Origin of the sequence: Methylobacterium sp. SD274 (assembly GCF_017355285.1) — a bacterium.
In the GTDB taxonomy this organism is placed as follows: domain Bacteria; phylum Pseudomonadota; class Alphaproteobacteria; order Rhizobiales; family Beijerinckiaceae; genus Methylobacterium.
The window spans coordinates 217971-233195 of record NZ_JADIJP010000002.1 but is presented as its reverse complement, the minus strand read 5'-3'; the positions used below and the strand labels follow the sequence as shown (position 1 = coordinate 233195).

16 protein-coding genes and 1 tRNA gene are annotated in these 15225 nt (G+C 66.0%); 8 read left to right on the top strand and 9 right to left on the bottom strand.

Translation table 11 applies throughout. The features are described 5' to 3' along the window. Positions 1–7 precede the first annotated feature (7 nt). Both IPV08_RS02880 and IPV08_RS02875 read left to right on the top strand, forming a co-directional pair. Positions 8–1012: a magnesium transporter CorA family protein gene (locus tag IPV08_RS02880; RefSeq protein WP_056430177.1), complete on the top strand. Its 1005-nt coding sequence runs from the start codon at positions 8–10 to the stop codon at positions 1010–1012. Between the two features lie 85 nt (positions 1013–1097). Then, a complete protein-coding gene (locus tag IPV08_RS02875; protein ID WP_207410670.1) occupies positions 1098–1859 on the top strand; it encodes an SOS response-associated peptidase in 762 nt (253 codons plus the stop codon). A 17-nt stretch (positions 1860–1876) separates the two neighbouring features. Here IPV08_RS02875 and IPV08_RS02870 read toward each other — a convergent pair whose 3' ends face one another. From IPV08_RS02870 to IPV08_RS02860, 3 genes are all read right to left on the bottom strand, one after another. Further along, positions 1877–2032 (bottom strand): hypothetical protein, encoded by a 156-nt coding sequence (locus tag IPV08_RS02870; RefSeq protein ID WP_207410669.1) that lies wholly within the window; start codon positions 2030–2032, stop codon positions 1877–1879. Positions 2033–2205: 173 nt separating this feature from the next. Then, positions 2206–3471: a methyltransferase gene (locus IPV08_RS02865; RefSeq protein WP_207410668.1), complete on the bottom strand. Its 1266-nt coding sequence runs from the start codon at positions 3469–3471 to the stop codon at positions 2206–2208. Between the two features lie 11 nt (positions 3472–3482). Beyond that, complete coding sequence (locus IPV08_RS02860) at positions 3483–4229, bottom strand: TlyA family RNA methyltransferase (RefSeq protein ID WP_207410667.1); 747 nt, start codon at positions 4227–4229, stop codon at positions 3483–3485. Between the two features lie 209 nt (positions 4230–4438). On the opposite strand from IPV08_RS02860, the gene IPV08_RS02855 reads away from it, so the two are divergent. After that, the gene (locus tag IPV08_RS02855; protein WP_207410665.1) at positions 4439–5986 is read left to right on the top strand and encodes a CYTH and CHAD domain-containing protein; all 1548 of its coding nucleotides are present in this window, start codon (positions 4439–4441) and stop codon (positions 5984–5986) included. A 10-nt stretch (positions 5987–5996) separates the two neighbouring features. On the opposite strand, the gene rlmB is transcribed toward IPV08_RS02855, so the two are convergent. Then, complete coding sequence (rlmB, locus tag IPV08_RS02850; protein ID WP_056430189.1) at positions 5997–6812, bottom strand: 23S rRNA (guanosine(2251)-2'-O)-methyltransferase RlmB; 816 nt, start codon at positions 6810–6812, stop codon at positions 5997–5999. Positions 6813–6967: 155 nt separating this feature from the next. On the opposite strand from rlmB, the gene IPV08_RS02845 reads away from it, so the two are divergent. Then, a tRNA-Glu gene (locus tag IPV08_RS02845) sits at positions 6968–7042 on the top strand. Positions 7043–7190: 148 nt separating this feature from the next. Here IPV08_RS02845 and IPV08_RS02840 read toward each other — a convergent pair. The 3 genes from IPV08_RS02840 to IPV08_RS02830 form a co-directional block, all read right to left on the bottom strand. Continuing rightward, positions 7191–7415, bottom strand: coding sequence for a hypothetical protein (locus IPV08_RS02840; protein ID WP_056430194.1), 225 nt, complete (start codon positions 7413–7415; stop codon positions 7191–7193). A gap of 212 nt (positions 7416–7627) precedes the next feature. Next, positions 7628–8392 (bottom strand): sigma-70 family RNA polymerase sigma factor, encoded by a 765-nt coding sequence (locus IPV08_RS02835; RefSeq protein WP_246747749.1) that lies wholly within the window; start codon positions 8390–8392, stop codon positions 7628–7630. 257 nt (positions 8393–8649) lie between these two features. Next, a complete protein-coding gene (locus IPV08_RS02830) occupies positions 8650–10041 on the bottom strand; it encodes a PLP-dependent aminotransferase family protein (protein ID WP_207410663.1) in 1392 nt (463 codons plus the stop codon). 186 nt (positions 10042–10227) lie between these two features. Between IPV08_RS02830 and IPV08_RS02825 the strand changes: the two genes are divergently transcribed. The 4 genes from IPV08_RS02825 (at position 10228) to IPV08_RS02810 (ending at position 13298) form a co-directional block, all read left to right on the top strand. Then, positions 10228–10632 carry a DUF983 domain-containing protein gene (locus IPV08_RS02825; RefSeq protein WP_056430199.1) on the top strand — a complete coding sequence of 135 codons (405 nt, stop codon included), beginning with the start codon at positions 10228–10230 and terminating at the stop codon, positions 10630–10632. A gap of 92 nt (positions 10633–10724) precedes the next feature. Beyond that, the gene (locus tag IPV08_RS02820; protein ID WP_207410661.1) at positions 10725–12143 is read left to right on the top strand and encodes a cytochrome ubiquinol oxidase subunit I; all 1419 of its coding nucleotides are present in this window, start codon (positions 10725–10727) and stop codon (positions 12141–12143) included. A gap of 10 nt (positions 12144–12153) precedes the next feature. Continuing rightward, the gene (cydB, locus tag IPV08_RS02815; RefSeq protein WP_207410659.1) at positions 12154–13161 is read left to right on the top strand and encodes a cytochrome d ubiquinol oxidase subunit II; all 1008 of its coding nucleotides are present in this window, start codon (positions 12154–12156) and stop codon (positions 13159–13161) included. Then, the gene (locus IPV08_RS02810) at positions 13161–13298 is read left to right on the top strand and encodes a DUF2474 family protein (RefSeq protein WP_207410658.1); all 138 of its coding nucleotides are present in this window, start codon (positions 13161–13163) and stop codon (positions 13296–13298) included. Before cydB ends, IPV08_RS02810 begins: the two co-directional genes overlap by 1 nt. Positions 13299–13359: 61 nt before the next feature. Here the strand turns inward: IPV08_RS02810 and IPV08_RS02805 are convergent, their stop codons facing one another. Both IPV08_RS02805 and IPV08_RS02800 read right to left on the bottom strand, forming a co-directional pair. Then, positions 13360–14586: a PHB depolymerase family esterase gene (locus tag IPV08_RS02805; RefSeq protein WP_207410657.1), complete on the bottom strand. Its 1227-nt coding sequence runs from the start codon at positions 14584–14586 to the stop codon at positions 13360–13362. Positions 14587–14648: 62 nt separating this feature from the next. After that, entirely contained in the window at positions 14649–15068 is a 420-nt protein-coding gene (locus IPV08_RS02800; protein WP_056430548.1) for a hypothetical protein, read from the bottom strand. Between the last annotated feature and the right edge of the window lie 157 nt (positions 15069–15225).

Sequence of the window (15225 nt, the reverse complement as noted above, 5' to 3'; positions counted from 1 at the left end):
GTAACGCGTGATTTTCATCCATCAGCCGATCGCCGGCCCTGGGCACATCCTGCTCGATCGCCGTCCCCTCGAACTGCAGGACCCCATTCCCGACGAGACCGTCTGGCTCGACATGATCCGCCCGACGCGGGAGGAAGACCTCAAGGTCGAGGCCTTCATGGGCATCTCGGTGCCGACCCGCGAGGAGATGAAGGACATCGAGCCCTCCGAACTCCTCTATGTGGAGGACGGGGCGCGCTACATGACGGGGCGCGTGCTGAGCAAGGTCAGCGACGCGGACGAACCGGGGCTGGCCGGCATCACCTTCATCCTGCGCGGCAACCGTCTCGTCACGGTGCGCTACGAGGAGCCGCAAGCTTTCCGCATGTACACCCAGCGGGCTGGCCGCTCGACCGGCAACGGGCCCTCCGCCGCTCCGTCGGGCGAGACGATCCTCGCCGGGCTGATCGAGACCGTGATCGACCGAGCGGCGGACGTGCTTCAGCTTCAGGGCGAGCGGATCGACCGGCTCTCGGGCAAGATCTTCGAGGAGAAAGAGGACCCATCGGCCCGCAACACCGCCCTGCAGGACACACTCCGGGCACTCGGGCGCCTGGGAGACCTGATCTCGAAGCAGCGCGAGAGCCTGGTCTCCATGGAGCGCATCCTGCTCTCACTCTCCGCGACCTACCGCACCACCAAGGCGCCGCGAGAATTGCGCGAAGACGTCCGCTCGACCCTGCGCGATCTGCAGTCGCTGGAGGAGCACGCGACCTTCCTCTCGTCCAAAATCCAGTTCCTGCTGGACGCGACGCTGGGCCTCGTCAATCTCGAGCAGAACAACATCATCAAGCTGTTTTCGGTCATGGCGGTGGTGTTCATGCCGCCGACGCTGATCGCCTCGATCTACGGCATGAACTTCAAGGCGATGCCGGAGCTCGACTGGAACTTCGGCTATCCCATGGCCGTGGTGATGATGGTGGTGGCCGCTGTACTGCCATACGTGTTCTTTCGCTGGAAGAAATGGCTGTAGGGCAGGATGGATCTCATGCGTCCCTGGAGCGTCGGCACTGCTCATCGGGCTCGTCCTGCACTGGAGGGCTGGCGAAGGTAAGCACATGTGCGGCCGCTTCCTCATCCAACAGGATCCGAACGTCTTCCGGGCGTTCTACGGCTATCCCGAGCAGCCGAACTTCCCGCCGCGCTACAACGTGGCGCCGACACAGCCGGTGCCGATCGTGCTGGCGGAACGCGGCGAGCGGCACTTCCGGCTTGTGCGCTGGGGCTTCCTGCCGGGCTGGTTGAAAGACCCGAAGGGCTTTCCGCTCATCATCAACGCGTGCGTCGAGACGCTGCTGGAGAAAGCGACGTTCCGCGGGGCTATCCGCCACCGCCGCTGCGTCTTCCTCTCCGATGGATTCTACGAATGGCGCCGGGAGGGAACCGGCAAGACCATGACGCGGACGCCCTACATGATCCGTCGGGCGGACGGGGCGCCGATGGCTTTCGCGGGCGTGTGGGAGAACTGGCTCGGGGCCGACGGGTCCGAGATCGACACCGCCGCCATCGTCACCACGGGCGCCAACGGCACAATGGCGGCGGTCCATGACCGTATGCCCGCCATCTTGTCGCCCGATGCCATCGCGCCCTGGCTCGACCATCTCGGCACAGGACCGGAAGAGGCGGCCGCGCTGTGTCGGCCATGCCCCGACGAGTGGCTAACCCTCGATCCGGTCAGTGCGCGGGTCAATGACGCCCGCAATGAGGGCGCGGACCTCGCCGTCCCGGTCGGTCGTGCCGGACCGGCCCCGATCGCGAACATTCCACCGAAAGACCGCCCGCGATCCAGCGATGAAGATGCTCAAGGAACGCTGTTCTGATTGGGACCCGAGAATGCTCAGTTCCGGGGAGAGGAAGAGGCGCGCTCTTCGGCACCATTGCGGTAGTCGCTATAGACATCGAGCAGGGCCCAACCAGCGGTCAGGAGGGAGAAACCGGCAATGGCCGTGACGAGGGCTGCGGAAACCAGCATCTTTGCGGTGAAGACGTCCACGACGAAGAATCCTGAATGGGGTGAGGTTTGGCTCCCGCTAACGTGGCGATGAGAGCCCCCGCCGACCATGGGATTCTGAGCGAGGCTGCCATGACCTCACGGCCCCCTGCCATGTGCCGCAGCGCACTGCGCCCTGGGATCGAGGTGGCCGACCGCGCATCGGTGACCGGTTCTTACCTCAGCGAGGGCCTGCGCTTGGCGACATCCTTCCGGAACACGCCCACCATTTCGAGATGGCTCGAATATTTGAACTGGTCGACAGGAACGACCCGTTCGAGTCGATAGCCCCCCTCGATTAGGGTCGCGGCATCGCGCGCGAACGAGCCGATGTCGCAGGCGACCCCGATGACGAGAGGGATTTTCGCCTCCGCGATGCGTTTGGCCTGGGCCTGCGCGCCGGCGCGCGGCGGATCGAACACCACGGCGTCGTAGGTTTCGAGTTCGATGGGAAGAAGCGGCCGGCGGAAAAGGTCGCGCGTTTCGCTCGTGATCCGGCGCAGGCCGGGTGTCGACCGAAACGCCCGGTCGAGGCTGGCGATCGCCGCGGCCTCACCCTCTACAGCATGGACATCCCGTGTACGGGCCATGGCGAGAGTGAACGGGCCGGCACCGGCGAACAGATCGACGACGCGCTTCACGCGCTTGTCCAGGGCCGCGACCACAAGTTCGGCGAGCATGGCCTCGCCGGCTTCCGTCGCCTGAAGGAAGCCTCCCGGCGGAGGCACGAGGCGGGCCGCGCTGGTGGTGATCGCGGGCGCGCGACGCTCCACCACGATATCGCCGTGAAGGGACAGGCGCGCGAGGTCGAGTTCGCCCGCCAGCCGCACCAGCGTGGCGCGCAGGCCTTCACTCACCGGGCCATGTCCGCGCAAGTCGACATCGAGGCCGGCTTCGGTGGCCGTGAAGGCGACGTCGAGGGGTTTGCGCCCATGACCGAGGGGAGCACTCAGTGCCCGCGCGACGGCGGGCGCACGGTGCAGTTGCTCGACCGTGATCGGGCAATGATCGATCGCCACGAGGGCGTGGCTGCGCGCCTCCATCAACCCGGCGACGCCCTTGCCGTCGATCTCGCGCACATGGAGGGTGAGCCGGCGGCGGCCCGATCCATGCGCATCGCGGGTCGGCTCGCACGGAACCTCGATTCCGGCCTGAGCCAGGCCCTGCGCGAGGTTGCCCCGCTTCCAGGCGGCGTAGGGCTCGGGTGCGAGATGCTGGACCGCGCAACCGCCACAGGTTCCGAAATAGCCGCAGAACGGGTCGACCCTGTCCGGGGAGGGGGTCTCGACCGCCACGAGGGAAACCCGCGTCCCATCGCGGCGAACCGAAACGCGCTCGCCGGGCAAGGCATAGGGCACGATGGTGCCATCCGTCGCCATGCCATCCCCACGTTGTCCGAGACGCGCGATCTCGAGGGTGGAAAGGTTCGATTGTTCGGTCATGGTCCTATCCGTCATGGGCGCACCTGAGAGCGTGCCCCGATGAGGAACTCGCGATTGCCGTCGCCACCGGCGACGGGGGAGGGGATGAGGCCGAGGACCGACAGGCCGAGATCGGCGACGAGGTTCGTCACCTCCTCGCAGACAGCCTGGTGGACGGCCTCGTCGCGAACGATGCCGCCGCGCCCGACCCGGTCGCGCCCCGCCTCGAATTGAGGTTTGATCAAGGCGGCCAATGCCGCGCCCGGTGCCATGAGCGGCACGATTGCGGGCAGGACAAGGCGAAGGGCGATGAAGCTGACATCGATCGCCACCAGGGACGGCACAAGCGGAATCGTCATCGCATCGAGACCGCGCACGTCCTGGCCCTCAAGACTGGTCACGCGCGGATCGCCGCGGAGAGAGGCGTGGAGCTGATCCCGGCCGACATCGACCGCATAGACGTGCCGGGCGCCGGCCCGCAGCAGCGCATCGGTGAATCCTCCCGTGGAAGCGCCGACATCGAGACAGACAAGGCTAGCCGGATCGAACCCGAACGCGTCGAGCGCAGCCTGCAGCTTCAGCCCGCCGCGCGAGACGAAGGGATGGGGAGCGCTCGCCACGATACGCGCCCGCCGGTCGATCCTGTCCGAGGCACGGGTAACGGGACGGTCGTCTGCGGTGACGAGACCCGCCTCAATCGCCGCCTGGGCCTTCGCCCGACTCTCGAAATGGCCATTCTCGACCAGGAGCCGATCGGCCCTTACCCGGTCTACCGTCATCGAACCCTTACGATCCCGTGCCTATGATCCTGCGCGCCGGACCGAAGCCCGATTCATCGGGCCATCCCGCCTCAGCTACGGGATTTCTCACGTTTGTCCATCCGGCAGCGGCATAGCGCGCTTGCGCGGCCCGGGAAGCACGGGGATGATCCACAACCGGTCCTCGGGCGTTGGCACCCGTCACACCGGACCAGAGAACAGGACGACCGATGGTTACCCCGAGGGAAATCGAGCTGAAGTTGGATTGCGGCGCCGCCGAATTGCTGGAACTGGCGCGCCACCCGCTCCTCGCCGTCGAGGGGCCGACCGACCCGGAATTCCTCTCCGCCACCTATTACGACACGGCCGAGCGGGCCCTCCACCGCCAGGGAATAACGCTGCGGGTGCGCAGGCACGGGGAGCGCCATGTCCAGACGGTGAAGGCCGCCTCGTCGGCGGCCGGCCTGTTCGACCGGTCGGAATGGGAATGGGCCGTGGACGGCCCGACCCCGGACCTGTCACTCATCGACGATACACCGGTCCCGGACGTGCTCGGCAGCGCGTCCTCGCCTGACCTCAATGCCGTCGTCACCACCGTGATCGAGCGCAGCACCCGCGCCGTGGCCCATGGAACCTCGCGCATCTCGGCGACCCTCGACCAAGGTAGGGTCGAGACGCCGGACGGGGACGCTCCCATCTGGGAGCTCGAACTCGAACTGATCGAGGGTGATCCGGCCGACCTGTTCTCCCTCGCCCAAACCCTTGCAGAGAGGGTGCCGCTGCGCCTCGGCGTCCTGTCGAAGAGCGAGCGTGGTTTCAGGATCCTCAGCGGTACGCTGCGCAGGCCGAGCAAGGCCGGATCGGTCAAGCTGAGCCCGGACGGGTCGGCGGCGGAGGCGTTCCGTGCCATCGCCATCGCCTGCCTCACCCATCTGCGGCTCAACGAGGATGTCTTCCTCAAGACGCGCGATCCGGAGGGTCTGCATCAGATCCGCGTCGCCCTGCGGCGCCTTCGCTCGGCCTTCACCCTGTTCAAGCCGATCCTCGCGAGCGATCCTGCCGCGACCCATCTGCGCCAGGAGATCAAGCGCGTCACCGAGCCGTTCGGGCATGCCCGCAACCTCGACGTCTTCCTCAGCGAGACCCTGGCCGGCGAGATGACCCGCAGGCCGGACGAAGCGGGGCTCGACGATCTGCGAATCCGCCTCGAAGCCGAACGCGACCGCGCCTACGGGACCGTGTTCGCGATCCTCGAATCGCAAGCCTGGCGCAGCCTGATTCTCGACCTCTCCGCCTGGATCGAAACCGGGCCGTGGCGGGGCGACGGGAAGCGGGAGCCGGTCTCGGCCCGCGACCATGCCGAAGCGACGCTCGACAAGGCCCGCCGGCGTATCCGCAAACGCGGCCGGCATCTCCATCGCATCGATGCGGAAGCCCGCCACGAGGTACGCATCGAAGCCAAGAAGCTGCGCTACGGTGCCGAGTTCTTCGCCTCGCTCTACGCGGAGAAGTCAGCGCAGAAGCGCCACAAGGCCTTCGTCGCGGCCCTCTCGGACCTGCAGGATCACCTCGGCGCGCTGAACGACCTCGCCACCGCACACTCCGTACTGGCGAGCCTGGCCGACACCGGAAACGGTGAGACGTCCGGCGTCGACGGGCGGGCGCTGTTCGCCGCCGGTCTCACCGCCGCCGACGGAGAGGCCCGCACGGGCCAACTGCTCAAGGCGGCGGAGAAGGCGCACGAGGCGCTTCTCGACGTGAAGCCGTTCTGGCGCTGAGACCGACGCGTCAGCCGCCGCGAACGCTCAAGGCATAGAGCGTGATCGCGGCGGCGTTCGAGACGTTGATGCTGCGAATTTCGCCGCTGAACGGAATACGGGCCAGGACGTCGCAATTGTCCCGCGTGCGCTGGCGCAGGCCCTTGCCCTCGGCTCCGAGCACGATCACCGCCGGCCGCTTCGGCCCGACGGAATCGAGGGTGGCCTCTCCCTCCGAATCGAGACCGATGCGGGTGAAGCCGCGCTTGCCGAGATCGATCAGCGCATCCGACAGGTTGCGTACGATCACGAGCGGCACGTGTTCGAGCCCGCCCGAGGCGGATTTCGCCAGCACACCCGTGGCGGTGGGCGAGTGCCGCGCCGTGGTGATGATGCCCGCGACGCCGAAGGCGGCGGCGGTGCGGACGATGGCGCCGACATTATGCGGGTCGGTGATCTGGTCGAGGGCCAACAGCAGCGCATCGTCCGGCAGGTCGTCGAGATCCGGGCCGGGGAGGGGATCGGCTTCCAGATAGAGGCCCTGATGCACAGCATCGGGCCCGAGCAAGGCGTTGATGGCGTTGGGGCGCACGAGTTCGGCGTCGATCCTGAGCTGACCCAGCTCCTCGGTCAGGCGCGCCAAGGCGTTCTCGGTGGCGAGAAGCCGATGCAGGCCACGGCCCTCATTCGCCAACGCCTGCGACACCGGGTGCCATCCATAGAGCACGACGTGATCGCCGCTGACACCGCGGGGCCCGGAAGAGGGCGGCCCATGCCGAAACCGGTCGCGCTGGCCGCCCGGCCGGCTGGTGCGGGGCCCGCCCGGCCCGTCGCGTCGCGTATTCATGGTGTTATCCACTGCCTGAAGGCACGACAGAGACGCCGCGCGGGTGCTGAGAAGCGACAAAGCGACCGCCATGCCGTTCGTCAAGCGTGAAACACCGCGAAACACCGGTTGCCCTGCCGGGGGAAGCCGCCTATAGAACCCTCGCTCTCGAGCAAGCGCCCTTCGTCTATCGGTTAGGACGTCAGCCTTTCACGCTGAAAAGGCGGGTTCGATTCCCGCAGGGCGCGCCAACACATCGAGATGCTCAGCCATGTCGACGACTTGTTGGCGCGACAGCTTTCTGGCTTCCATATTCATGCAGAGTCCGGACGTCGGCAAAACCCCGTCCCGATGCATATCCTGATGGCCGCGAGGGTTGGCCGAACAGGATCGCCAGTCTCAGATCAGTTCGAGCTCGCGTGAGACATCGGTGAGGTAAAAGGCGATCCGGCGCGCGGCTTCCGGATCGTGGCAGGTCACGGTGAAGCCGACGCTGAGCACGTTCCCCTTGTAGAAGGCGAGCAGGGACTCGGCCTTCAGGGCGACCTCCCGCTCCGTGAACGCGACGAGGCTGCGGCGTCCATCGGGTGCGAAGATATCGACGCGATACGGTGCTGTTGTCATCGGCTATCCTTCGACCGTTATCGTGAAACGGCGAATGGAACGGAACGTCGATCCCGCCAGAAAGTATCCGTCACTCTCGGCGACGATGTTCGAGGTCAGTCGCTGTTCATGTCAGCTCTGCCGTCAAGACAACCTACCTCTCGTGCGCGGCTCTGTCCCACAACCGGTCCTCAGACCGGTCGCGGTTAACTACGCATCCCGTCCCGCTGCATTCAGGCGCCGAGACCGATCTGTACCGCCGCGGGTTCGAGACTGTCGCTGGCGATCTGGCCCATGGGCGTCTTCTGGTGCACGTCCATTCCGAGAGATCCCACCAGTGACGACCGTGCGCGGCTCACCCGGCTCTTCATGGTACCGACCTGACAGCCGATGAGCTCAGCGGCGGCCTCGTATGTCATGCCCTGGGCCGCGACGAGGATCAGGGCCTCCCGCTGCGACGGCGGCAATTTGCCGAGATGCTGCCAGACCCGCTTGAGGTCGCTGCTCGCCTCCTGGGCTGCCGGCGCGGCGACCTGTGCGGCCATGACCCCATCCGCGTCCTCGACCTCCCGCTTCCGCTTGCGGCACTCCGTATAGAAATGATTGCGCAGGATGGTGCAGAGCCAGGCCATGAGGTTGCTGCCGGGCTCGAACCGGTGCCGGTTCTGCCATGCTCTCAGGAGCGTCTCCTGCACGAGGTCGTCCGCCGTCGCCGCGTTGATGGCCAGCGACAGGGCGAAGGCCCTCAGACCCGGCAACGCGGTGAGTAGATCGGCGCTGAAGGCAGCGTAAGCCGCGGCGTCACGCCCCGTAGAAGCCTGGGTGAGGCGCGCAACCAGATCCAACAGGGCCGGCGGCTGCTCCTCGGCGAGAATGCAGGCGTAGAACGCCCTCAGTTCGGCACCGATATGAACCCGCGCCGCGTCCGGTATCTTTGCCCCGGCAGGACGCTCCGAGGGCTGAGCCTCAGAACCGTGCGCTGGCCTCGAAGCCGTCATTCCCAGATCGCGAGCGCCCATCCATTCCCCCTTTGCCCATGCTATGCCCCATGCGCCGGGCGCATTTGGCAATGCCTGCGGGATGTTTTGGCAAAGGAAAGCTGAACGTTGGCTAAAGGAGTTCTAAACTGAGCGACAAAACCACGCTGTCTCACCGGATCGGCGATCGGTGATATGCCCGTTCTCGGCCCTGGGCATCAAGGAGTAGCGCGGGCGGGAACGCCCGAACGCCCCGACCGATGCTTGCTTCACTCGTCTCAGACAATGCTCGTAATGGCACCGGGCGGATGCGCCAACAGGTTCGCCAGAAGGCTGAGACCGTAGCGCAAAGCCTCGCCATCGGGGGCGGCCCCGAGGGAAACGCGGATCGCATCGGGTGCCGGGCCGACCGCGAAGGCATCACTCAGAATCACGGACAACCCGCTCTGGCGCGCATGAGCGCCGAATTCTCCGCGTTGCCAGGGTGGCGGCAATGGCAGCCAGAGGTGATGCCCGCAGGGATGGGCATGGACAACGAGGCCCCGCAGGGCCTCCCGCGCCACGGCCTGACGATGTCCATTCTCGTGCCGGATGGCAGTGACGATGGAATCGAGTTCCCCATTGGCGATCCAATGGGAAGCGAGGGCAGCGGCGAGCGGCGAGGCCATCATGCTGATGGCGCGTAGCTCGGCGGCGAGGCGGACCGCTTCGTTCGTGCCGGGTACGGCGACATAAGCGATGCGCAGCCCCGGGCTGACGCATTTGGACAGGGTCGCGATATGCCAGGTGATGTCCCCCGCGAATGACGCGAAGGGAGCCGGGGCATCGGGTGGCAGGGCGCCATAGGCGTCATCCTCGATGATCGCGACATCGTGGGTTCGGGCGATCTCGGCGATCCTTTGGCGTCGGTGCGTCGGGATCGTTGCGGTGGTCGGGTTGTCGAGGGTCGGCACCAGATAGAGGGCGCGCGGACGGTGGAGACGACAGCATTCGAGGAACGCGTCCGGGAGGATACCCTCGCCATCGGCTGACACGGGAAGCAGACGAGCCCTACGCCGCTCGGCCGCCATGCGGAGCCCCGGATAGGTCAGGATCGGGACGCAGAGGGCATCGCCGGGTTTCAGCACCACGGTGAGGATCGCGGCGAGCGACGCCTGCGCCCCGCCGGCGACGATGACACGCTGGACCGGCACCGGCCCCAGACGGCGACCGAGCCAATCCGCCCCGGCGGCGCGATCCGCGAGGTTTCCGGCGCTGTCCTGGTACTGCATCCGGTCGAGGAACCCCGCCGACGCGGAAAGCCGCGACAGACCGCTCTCCATACGCTCCGCGAGCCGGGCCGCCGCCGGCTGGGGCGGCATGTTCATGCTGAAATCGACGCTGCCGGACGGGTCGGCGGTCGCGACCTTCGCCAGCGATGGCGAGGCGGCGCGAATGAAGCTTCCCCGCCCGGCGGACGCATCGATCAGACCCGTCCGCCGCGCTTCGTTGAAGGCCCGCGTGACAGTGGTGAGATCGACGTTGAGATGCTTGGCCAAGCTGCGCTGAGGCGGCAACCGCGTCCCCGGAGGAAGCCGTCCCGAGCGGATATCCTCTGCCAGGATTCTGACGATGGCCAAATATTTCGGCCCCTCCTCGTCCCGGATCGTTGGATTCCACGACTCCATCATTGCCTCTCGCGACACAGTTTTGTATGCATACATGCAGCATACATAGTTAGGCGACTCATACGACTTCCGTGACGATATGTCCGGTTTATAGGATGTTTGTATGGATATCTAGACCATACAATCGGCTTCGCTGATCCGCATCTCCGCCGCTCGTCAGGATGGCACCGCGAAACAAGGACATCGAGAATGCACAGGACGACAGATCAATCGCTCCTCTCCGTGGGCCTTCGCTGCCGTTGCCCCCGTTGCGGCGAGGGACGGCTCTTCGATGGCTTCATCACCCTGAAGCCGAACTGCGAAGCCTGCGGACTCGATTACGGTTTTGCCGACCCGGCGGACGGGCCGGCCTTCTTCATCATGATGTCGATGGCATTCCCCGTCACGGCTTTCGGCATCTGGCTGGAACTCTCCTACGATCCCCCGCTCTGGATCCATGCGGTGGTCACGCTGCCGCTGCTTCTCCTGGCCTGCGTTCCGATCATCCGCCCTCTCAAGGGTCTCTTCATCGCGAGCCAATACATCAACAAAGCCGAGGAAGGACGCTTCGCCGTCCGGGTCGCGCCAAAGGCGGAGCCGGGGACCGGCCGTTGAGCGTGATGACGCAATGGGGCAGGGTTGGTCCCGCAGACTGAGCTGCCGAGTCGTTTCCTGCCCGTTCCCAGCAACCATTCAGGTTGATCGACATGCTGTCGGACTTTGACGCTCTCCTCCTGGCGAGGATCCAATTCGGCTTCACGGTGGCGTTCCACATCGTGTTCCCGGCCTTTTCCATCGGTCTCGCGAGTTACCTCGCGGTTCTGGAGGGGCTCTGGCTGGCGACCGGGCGGCAGGTCTTCCTCGATCTGTTCAAGTACTGGATCAAAATTTTCGCCATCGCCTTCGCCATGGGCGTCGTGTCCGGTCTGGTCATGTCCTACCAGTTCGGCACGAACTGGTCGGTCTTCTCGGACAAGACGGGACCGGTGCTCGGACCGCTGATGGCCTACGAGGTGCTCTCCGCCTTCTTCCTCGAAGCCGGGTTCCTCGGCGTGATGCTGTTCGGCATGTCCAAGGTCGGGCCGAAGCTGCATTTCTTCGCGACCCTCATGGTGGCGATCGGGACCTTCTTCTCGGCCTTCTGGATCCTGTCGGTGAATTCCTGGATGCACACACCGCAAGGCTACGGCATCAACGCCGCCGGGCAGTTCGTACCGGAGGATTGGTGGGCGATCGTCTTCAACCCCTCCTTCCCGTACCGCCTCGTGCACATGGTGCTGGCCGCCTACCTGACGACCTCCCTCGTCGTCGGCGCGGTGGGAGCCTGGCACCTGCTGCGCGACCGATACAATCTCGGCGCGCGCACGATGTTCTCGATGGCGATGTGGATGGCCGCCATCGTCGCGCCGCTCCAGATCCTGGCGGGCGACGCTCACGGGCTGAACACCCTGGAGCATCAGCCCGCCAAGGTCATGGCGATGGAAGGGCATTTCGAGAGCCATCCGGACGGCGCTCCCTTGATCCTGTTCGGCCTGCCGAACCAGGAAGCGGGCCGGGTCGACTACGAGGTCTCGATCCCCAAACTGTCTTCGCTGATCCTCAAACACGGATTGAACGAGCCGTTGAAGGGCCTCGACACCGTGGACCGCAAGAACTGGCCGCCGGTTCCGGTGGTGTTCTGGTCCTTCCGGGTCATGATCGGCCTCGGAATGCTGATGCTGCTTCTCGGCGTCTGCAGCCTGTTCGCGCGGTACAGGAAGGCCCTCTACGATTGGAAGCCTCTGCACCGCTTCGCCGTCGGCATGGGGCCGGCAGGTTTCGTCGCCGTCTTAGCCGGTTGGATCACCACCGAGGTGGGGCGGCAGCCCTTCACGGTCTACGGCCTGCTTCGAACGGCCGAATCCGCCTCGCCCCTGTCGGTGCCGGCGGTCGGCTCCTCGCTCGTCGCGTTCGTACTGATCTATTTCGCGGTCTTCGGGATGGGGATCCTCTACATCCTGCACCTGATGGCGAAATCCCCGCATCTCGGCGAGCACGGGATCGAGCCCGGAACACCGATCCGCACCGCCGGCATCACCCCAGCGACTTCGGTCAATCCCGACCGCTCCCTCCAGCCGGCCGAGTGAGGACATTACCATGCTCGCGAGCATCGACCTGACCGTCGTCTGGGCCTTCATCATCGCCTTCGCGGTCTTCGCGTACATCGTCATGGACGGGTTCGACCTGGGCCTCGGCATCCTGTTCCCGGCCTTCAAGCCGGGGCAGGAGCGCGACACCGCCATGAACTCCGTCGCCCCGGTCTGGGACGGCAACGAGACCTGGCTGGTCCTCGGCGGGGGAGGCCTGTTCGCTGCCTTTCCGCTGGCCTACGCGGTCATCATGCCGGCCCTCTATGCGCCGATCATCGCCATGCTGCTCGGTCTGATCTTTCGCGGCGTCGCCTTCGAGTTCCGGTGGCGCGACCCCCGGCATCGGGCCCTGTGGGACGTGGCCTTCACCGGAGGATCGGTGGTGGCGACCTTCGCCCAGGGTATCGCGCTCGGGGCTCTGTTACAGGGTATCAAGGTCGAGGGCCGGGCCTATGCCGGCGGATGGTGGGATTGGCTGTCGCCCTTCAGCATCCTCGTCGGCCTCGGTCTCGTCTGCGGCTATGCGCTCCTGGGGGCGACATGGCTCGTCATGCGCACGGAAGGGTCGCTGCAGGAACGCGCCCGCACGCTCTCGCTCTGGCTCGGCGCGGCGACCATCGCCTCCGTCGCGGCTGTGAGCGCCGCCACGCCGTTCCTCAAAGGCCAATATTGGGAGCGCTGGTTCTCGATGCCGAACGTCCTGCTCACGGCGCAGGTGCCGATCCTCGTGGTCCTGGCCTCGTTCCTGTTCTTCCATCTCCTCAGAAAAGGTGCCGAGACGGCACCGTTCCTCCTGTCCCTTGGCCTGTTCCTGCTGTCTTTCGCCGGTCTCGGGATCAGCATCTTCCCGGACATCGTGCCGGGGCGCATCACGATCTGGGAGGCGGCATCCCCGCATGCCAGTCAGGTCTTCCTCCTCGCAGGCGCGTCGATACTGATCCCCATCATCCTGGCCTATACGGCCTACTCGTACTGGGTCTTTCGCGGAAAGGTCGACGCATCGGGGTACCATTGATGCCCGATGGCTCGCCCCCCGGAGGTCCGCCCCCGCTGTGGCGGCGGCTCCTCTGGTTCGCGGCGATCTGGGCGGCGAGCATCGTCGCCCTCGGCATCGTCGCATTCGGCCTGCGCACCTGGCTGAAGGCGGGCTAGGGCGGGAAACCCGACCCTCAGTACTCCGCCTGACGGTCGATGATGTGAGACGGGGTGCGGATCAAGACGGGATCTTGGTGTGCGTCATGAAGAACCGCACCATCTCCCGGCTGGCATCGGGCCCGCGTGGATCGGTGTAGCTTCCGTCCCTGCTTCCACCCGACCAGGCATGGCCGGCACCATGCAGCGCCCAATGTTCGAGCATGGGCCGTCCGGCATCATCCGCCCGGACGGTACGGGTGAAGGCCATCCCCTTCGCGGATTCACCCTGGTTCACGGCCTGGGAAAGCGCCGCGTTTGGCATTGCGAGAGCAAAGACCTGCTCGCCGTTGATTGGCTTCACCGTCTTGTCCGCATCCCCGTGGAAGACGATGGTGGGTATGCCCGGGCCGTCCTTCCGCGCCTTGACGGTGCCGCCGCCATTCATGGCCGCGAATGCGCCGGGCATGTCGGTGGCTGCTCCGCACGGCAGCCCGGAATGGACGCCGACGGCTGCAAACACATCCGGATAGGTCGCGGCCATGATCGCGGCCGCCGCCCCGCCGGCCGACAGGCCAGCCGCATAGACCCGGTTCGGATCGGCCGAGAACTCCCTCACCACCTCCAGCGCGATCCCGGAGATCAGGGACGGTTCGCCGCTTCCGCGTTGCTGGTCGCTGCCATTGAACCAGTTCCAGCACTTCTGCATGTTGGCCGATTGCGGCTGGCCGGGATACGCCACGATGAAGGTCTGCTCCTCGGCCAAAGCGTTCATGCCGGTTCCCAGGGCGAAATCATCCGGGTTCTGGGTGCATCCGTGCAGCATGATCACGACCGGAAGCGCTTGGCCCTCGTAGCCGCTCGGGACATAGACCTTGTAGGTCCGGCTGCCCGCCGCGTTGGCGAAACTCCGCTCCTCGAACCGCGCTCCTGCCGGAACCTCGACCGTCGCCCCGCGGGAGGACCTCGTTCCACCTCCAATATCGGGCATGCCTTTCCCGAAATCGGGCATATCGCCCATCTTCGGAAAGCGCTCGCGTAGGGCTCGGATCGTCTCGGCGAGGCCGGGGCGTGCGGAGGCTTGGCCCGCCGAGTGCGCCGCATGGTCGGTGGCAGTTGGGCCGGCGGCGGGGGCCGTCCAGGCGCCGCCGTGGAAAGCGGGCGCCACCATGTCGATGGTCTCGCCGGCCACCTCGTCGCTCGCCGGCGGTACGGATTGTCCCTGCAGCAGGGCCATCGCCTCGCTCAGTTGTCCGGCACGGGTGAGACGTGTCACCTCGGCCATGTCGATCTTGGGATAAGCTTTCATCATCATGATCCTGGCGGCGTTGGGGCTGTGGAACGACGATCCACGCGGGTCTCTGCGAGGGGTCAGGCGATACGGTCGGCCAAGGCCGCCTTGACGTCGGGACTGGCCTGGAAGGCGCCGAGAACCTGCACGGAGGCGATGGCCTGTCGGGCCAGTTCGGGAGTCACATCGAACGCGATGCTCGCGAGGCCGAGCACCTGAATATGCAACGGGGCGCCCGCATCCCGCGCGGCTTCGAGGTCGCGGGCGGTATAGTGCGACAGGCCGAGGCTGAGCTGCTTACGGGCGACCGATTGCTTCACCGCATCGCCCTGACGGTCGAGCTGATTGCGCACCGCCGTCCGGATGAAATCGGCACGGTTGGCATAGAATCCATCCCGAACCAGTAGGTCGATCTGCCCGAGATCGACGAAGCCGAGATTGAGGGTCAGCTTCTCGCTGTCCGGCACTTTCGGGCGCACCTCACGAACTCGATCCACCATGCCGACCATCCCATAACCATCCCATTGGATGGTCTACAGATGGCTATCGATGAGATCGGTGCAAGGCCCTTGGCTTCGTCTCCTGTCGTCCGGCTTTCGCATCGACGATGTGTCGACAGGCTGACGCAACGATGCCGCCTCGCCTTATGGCCACTGC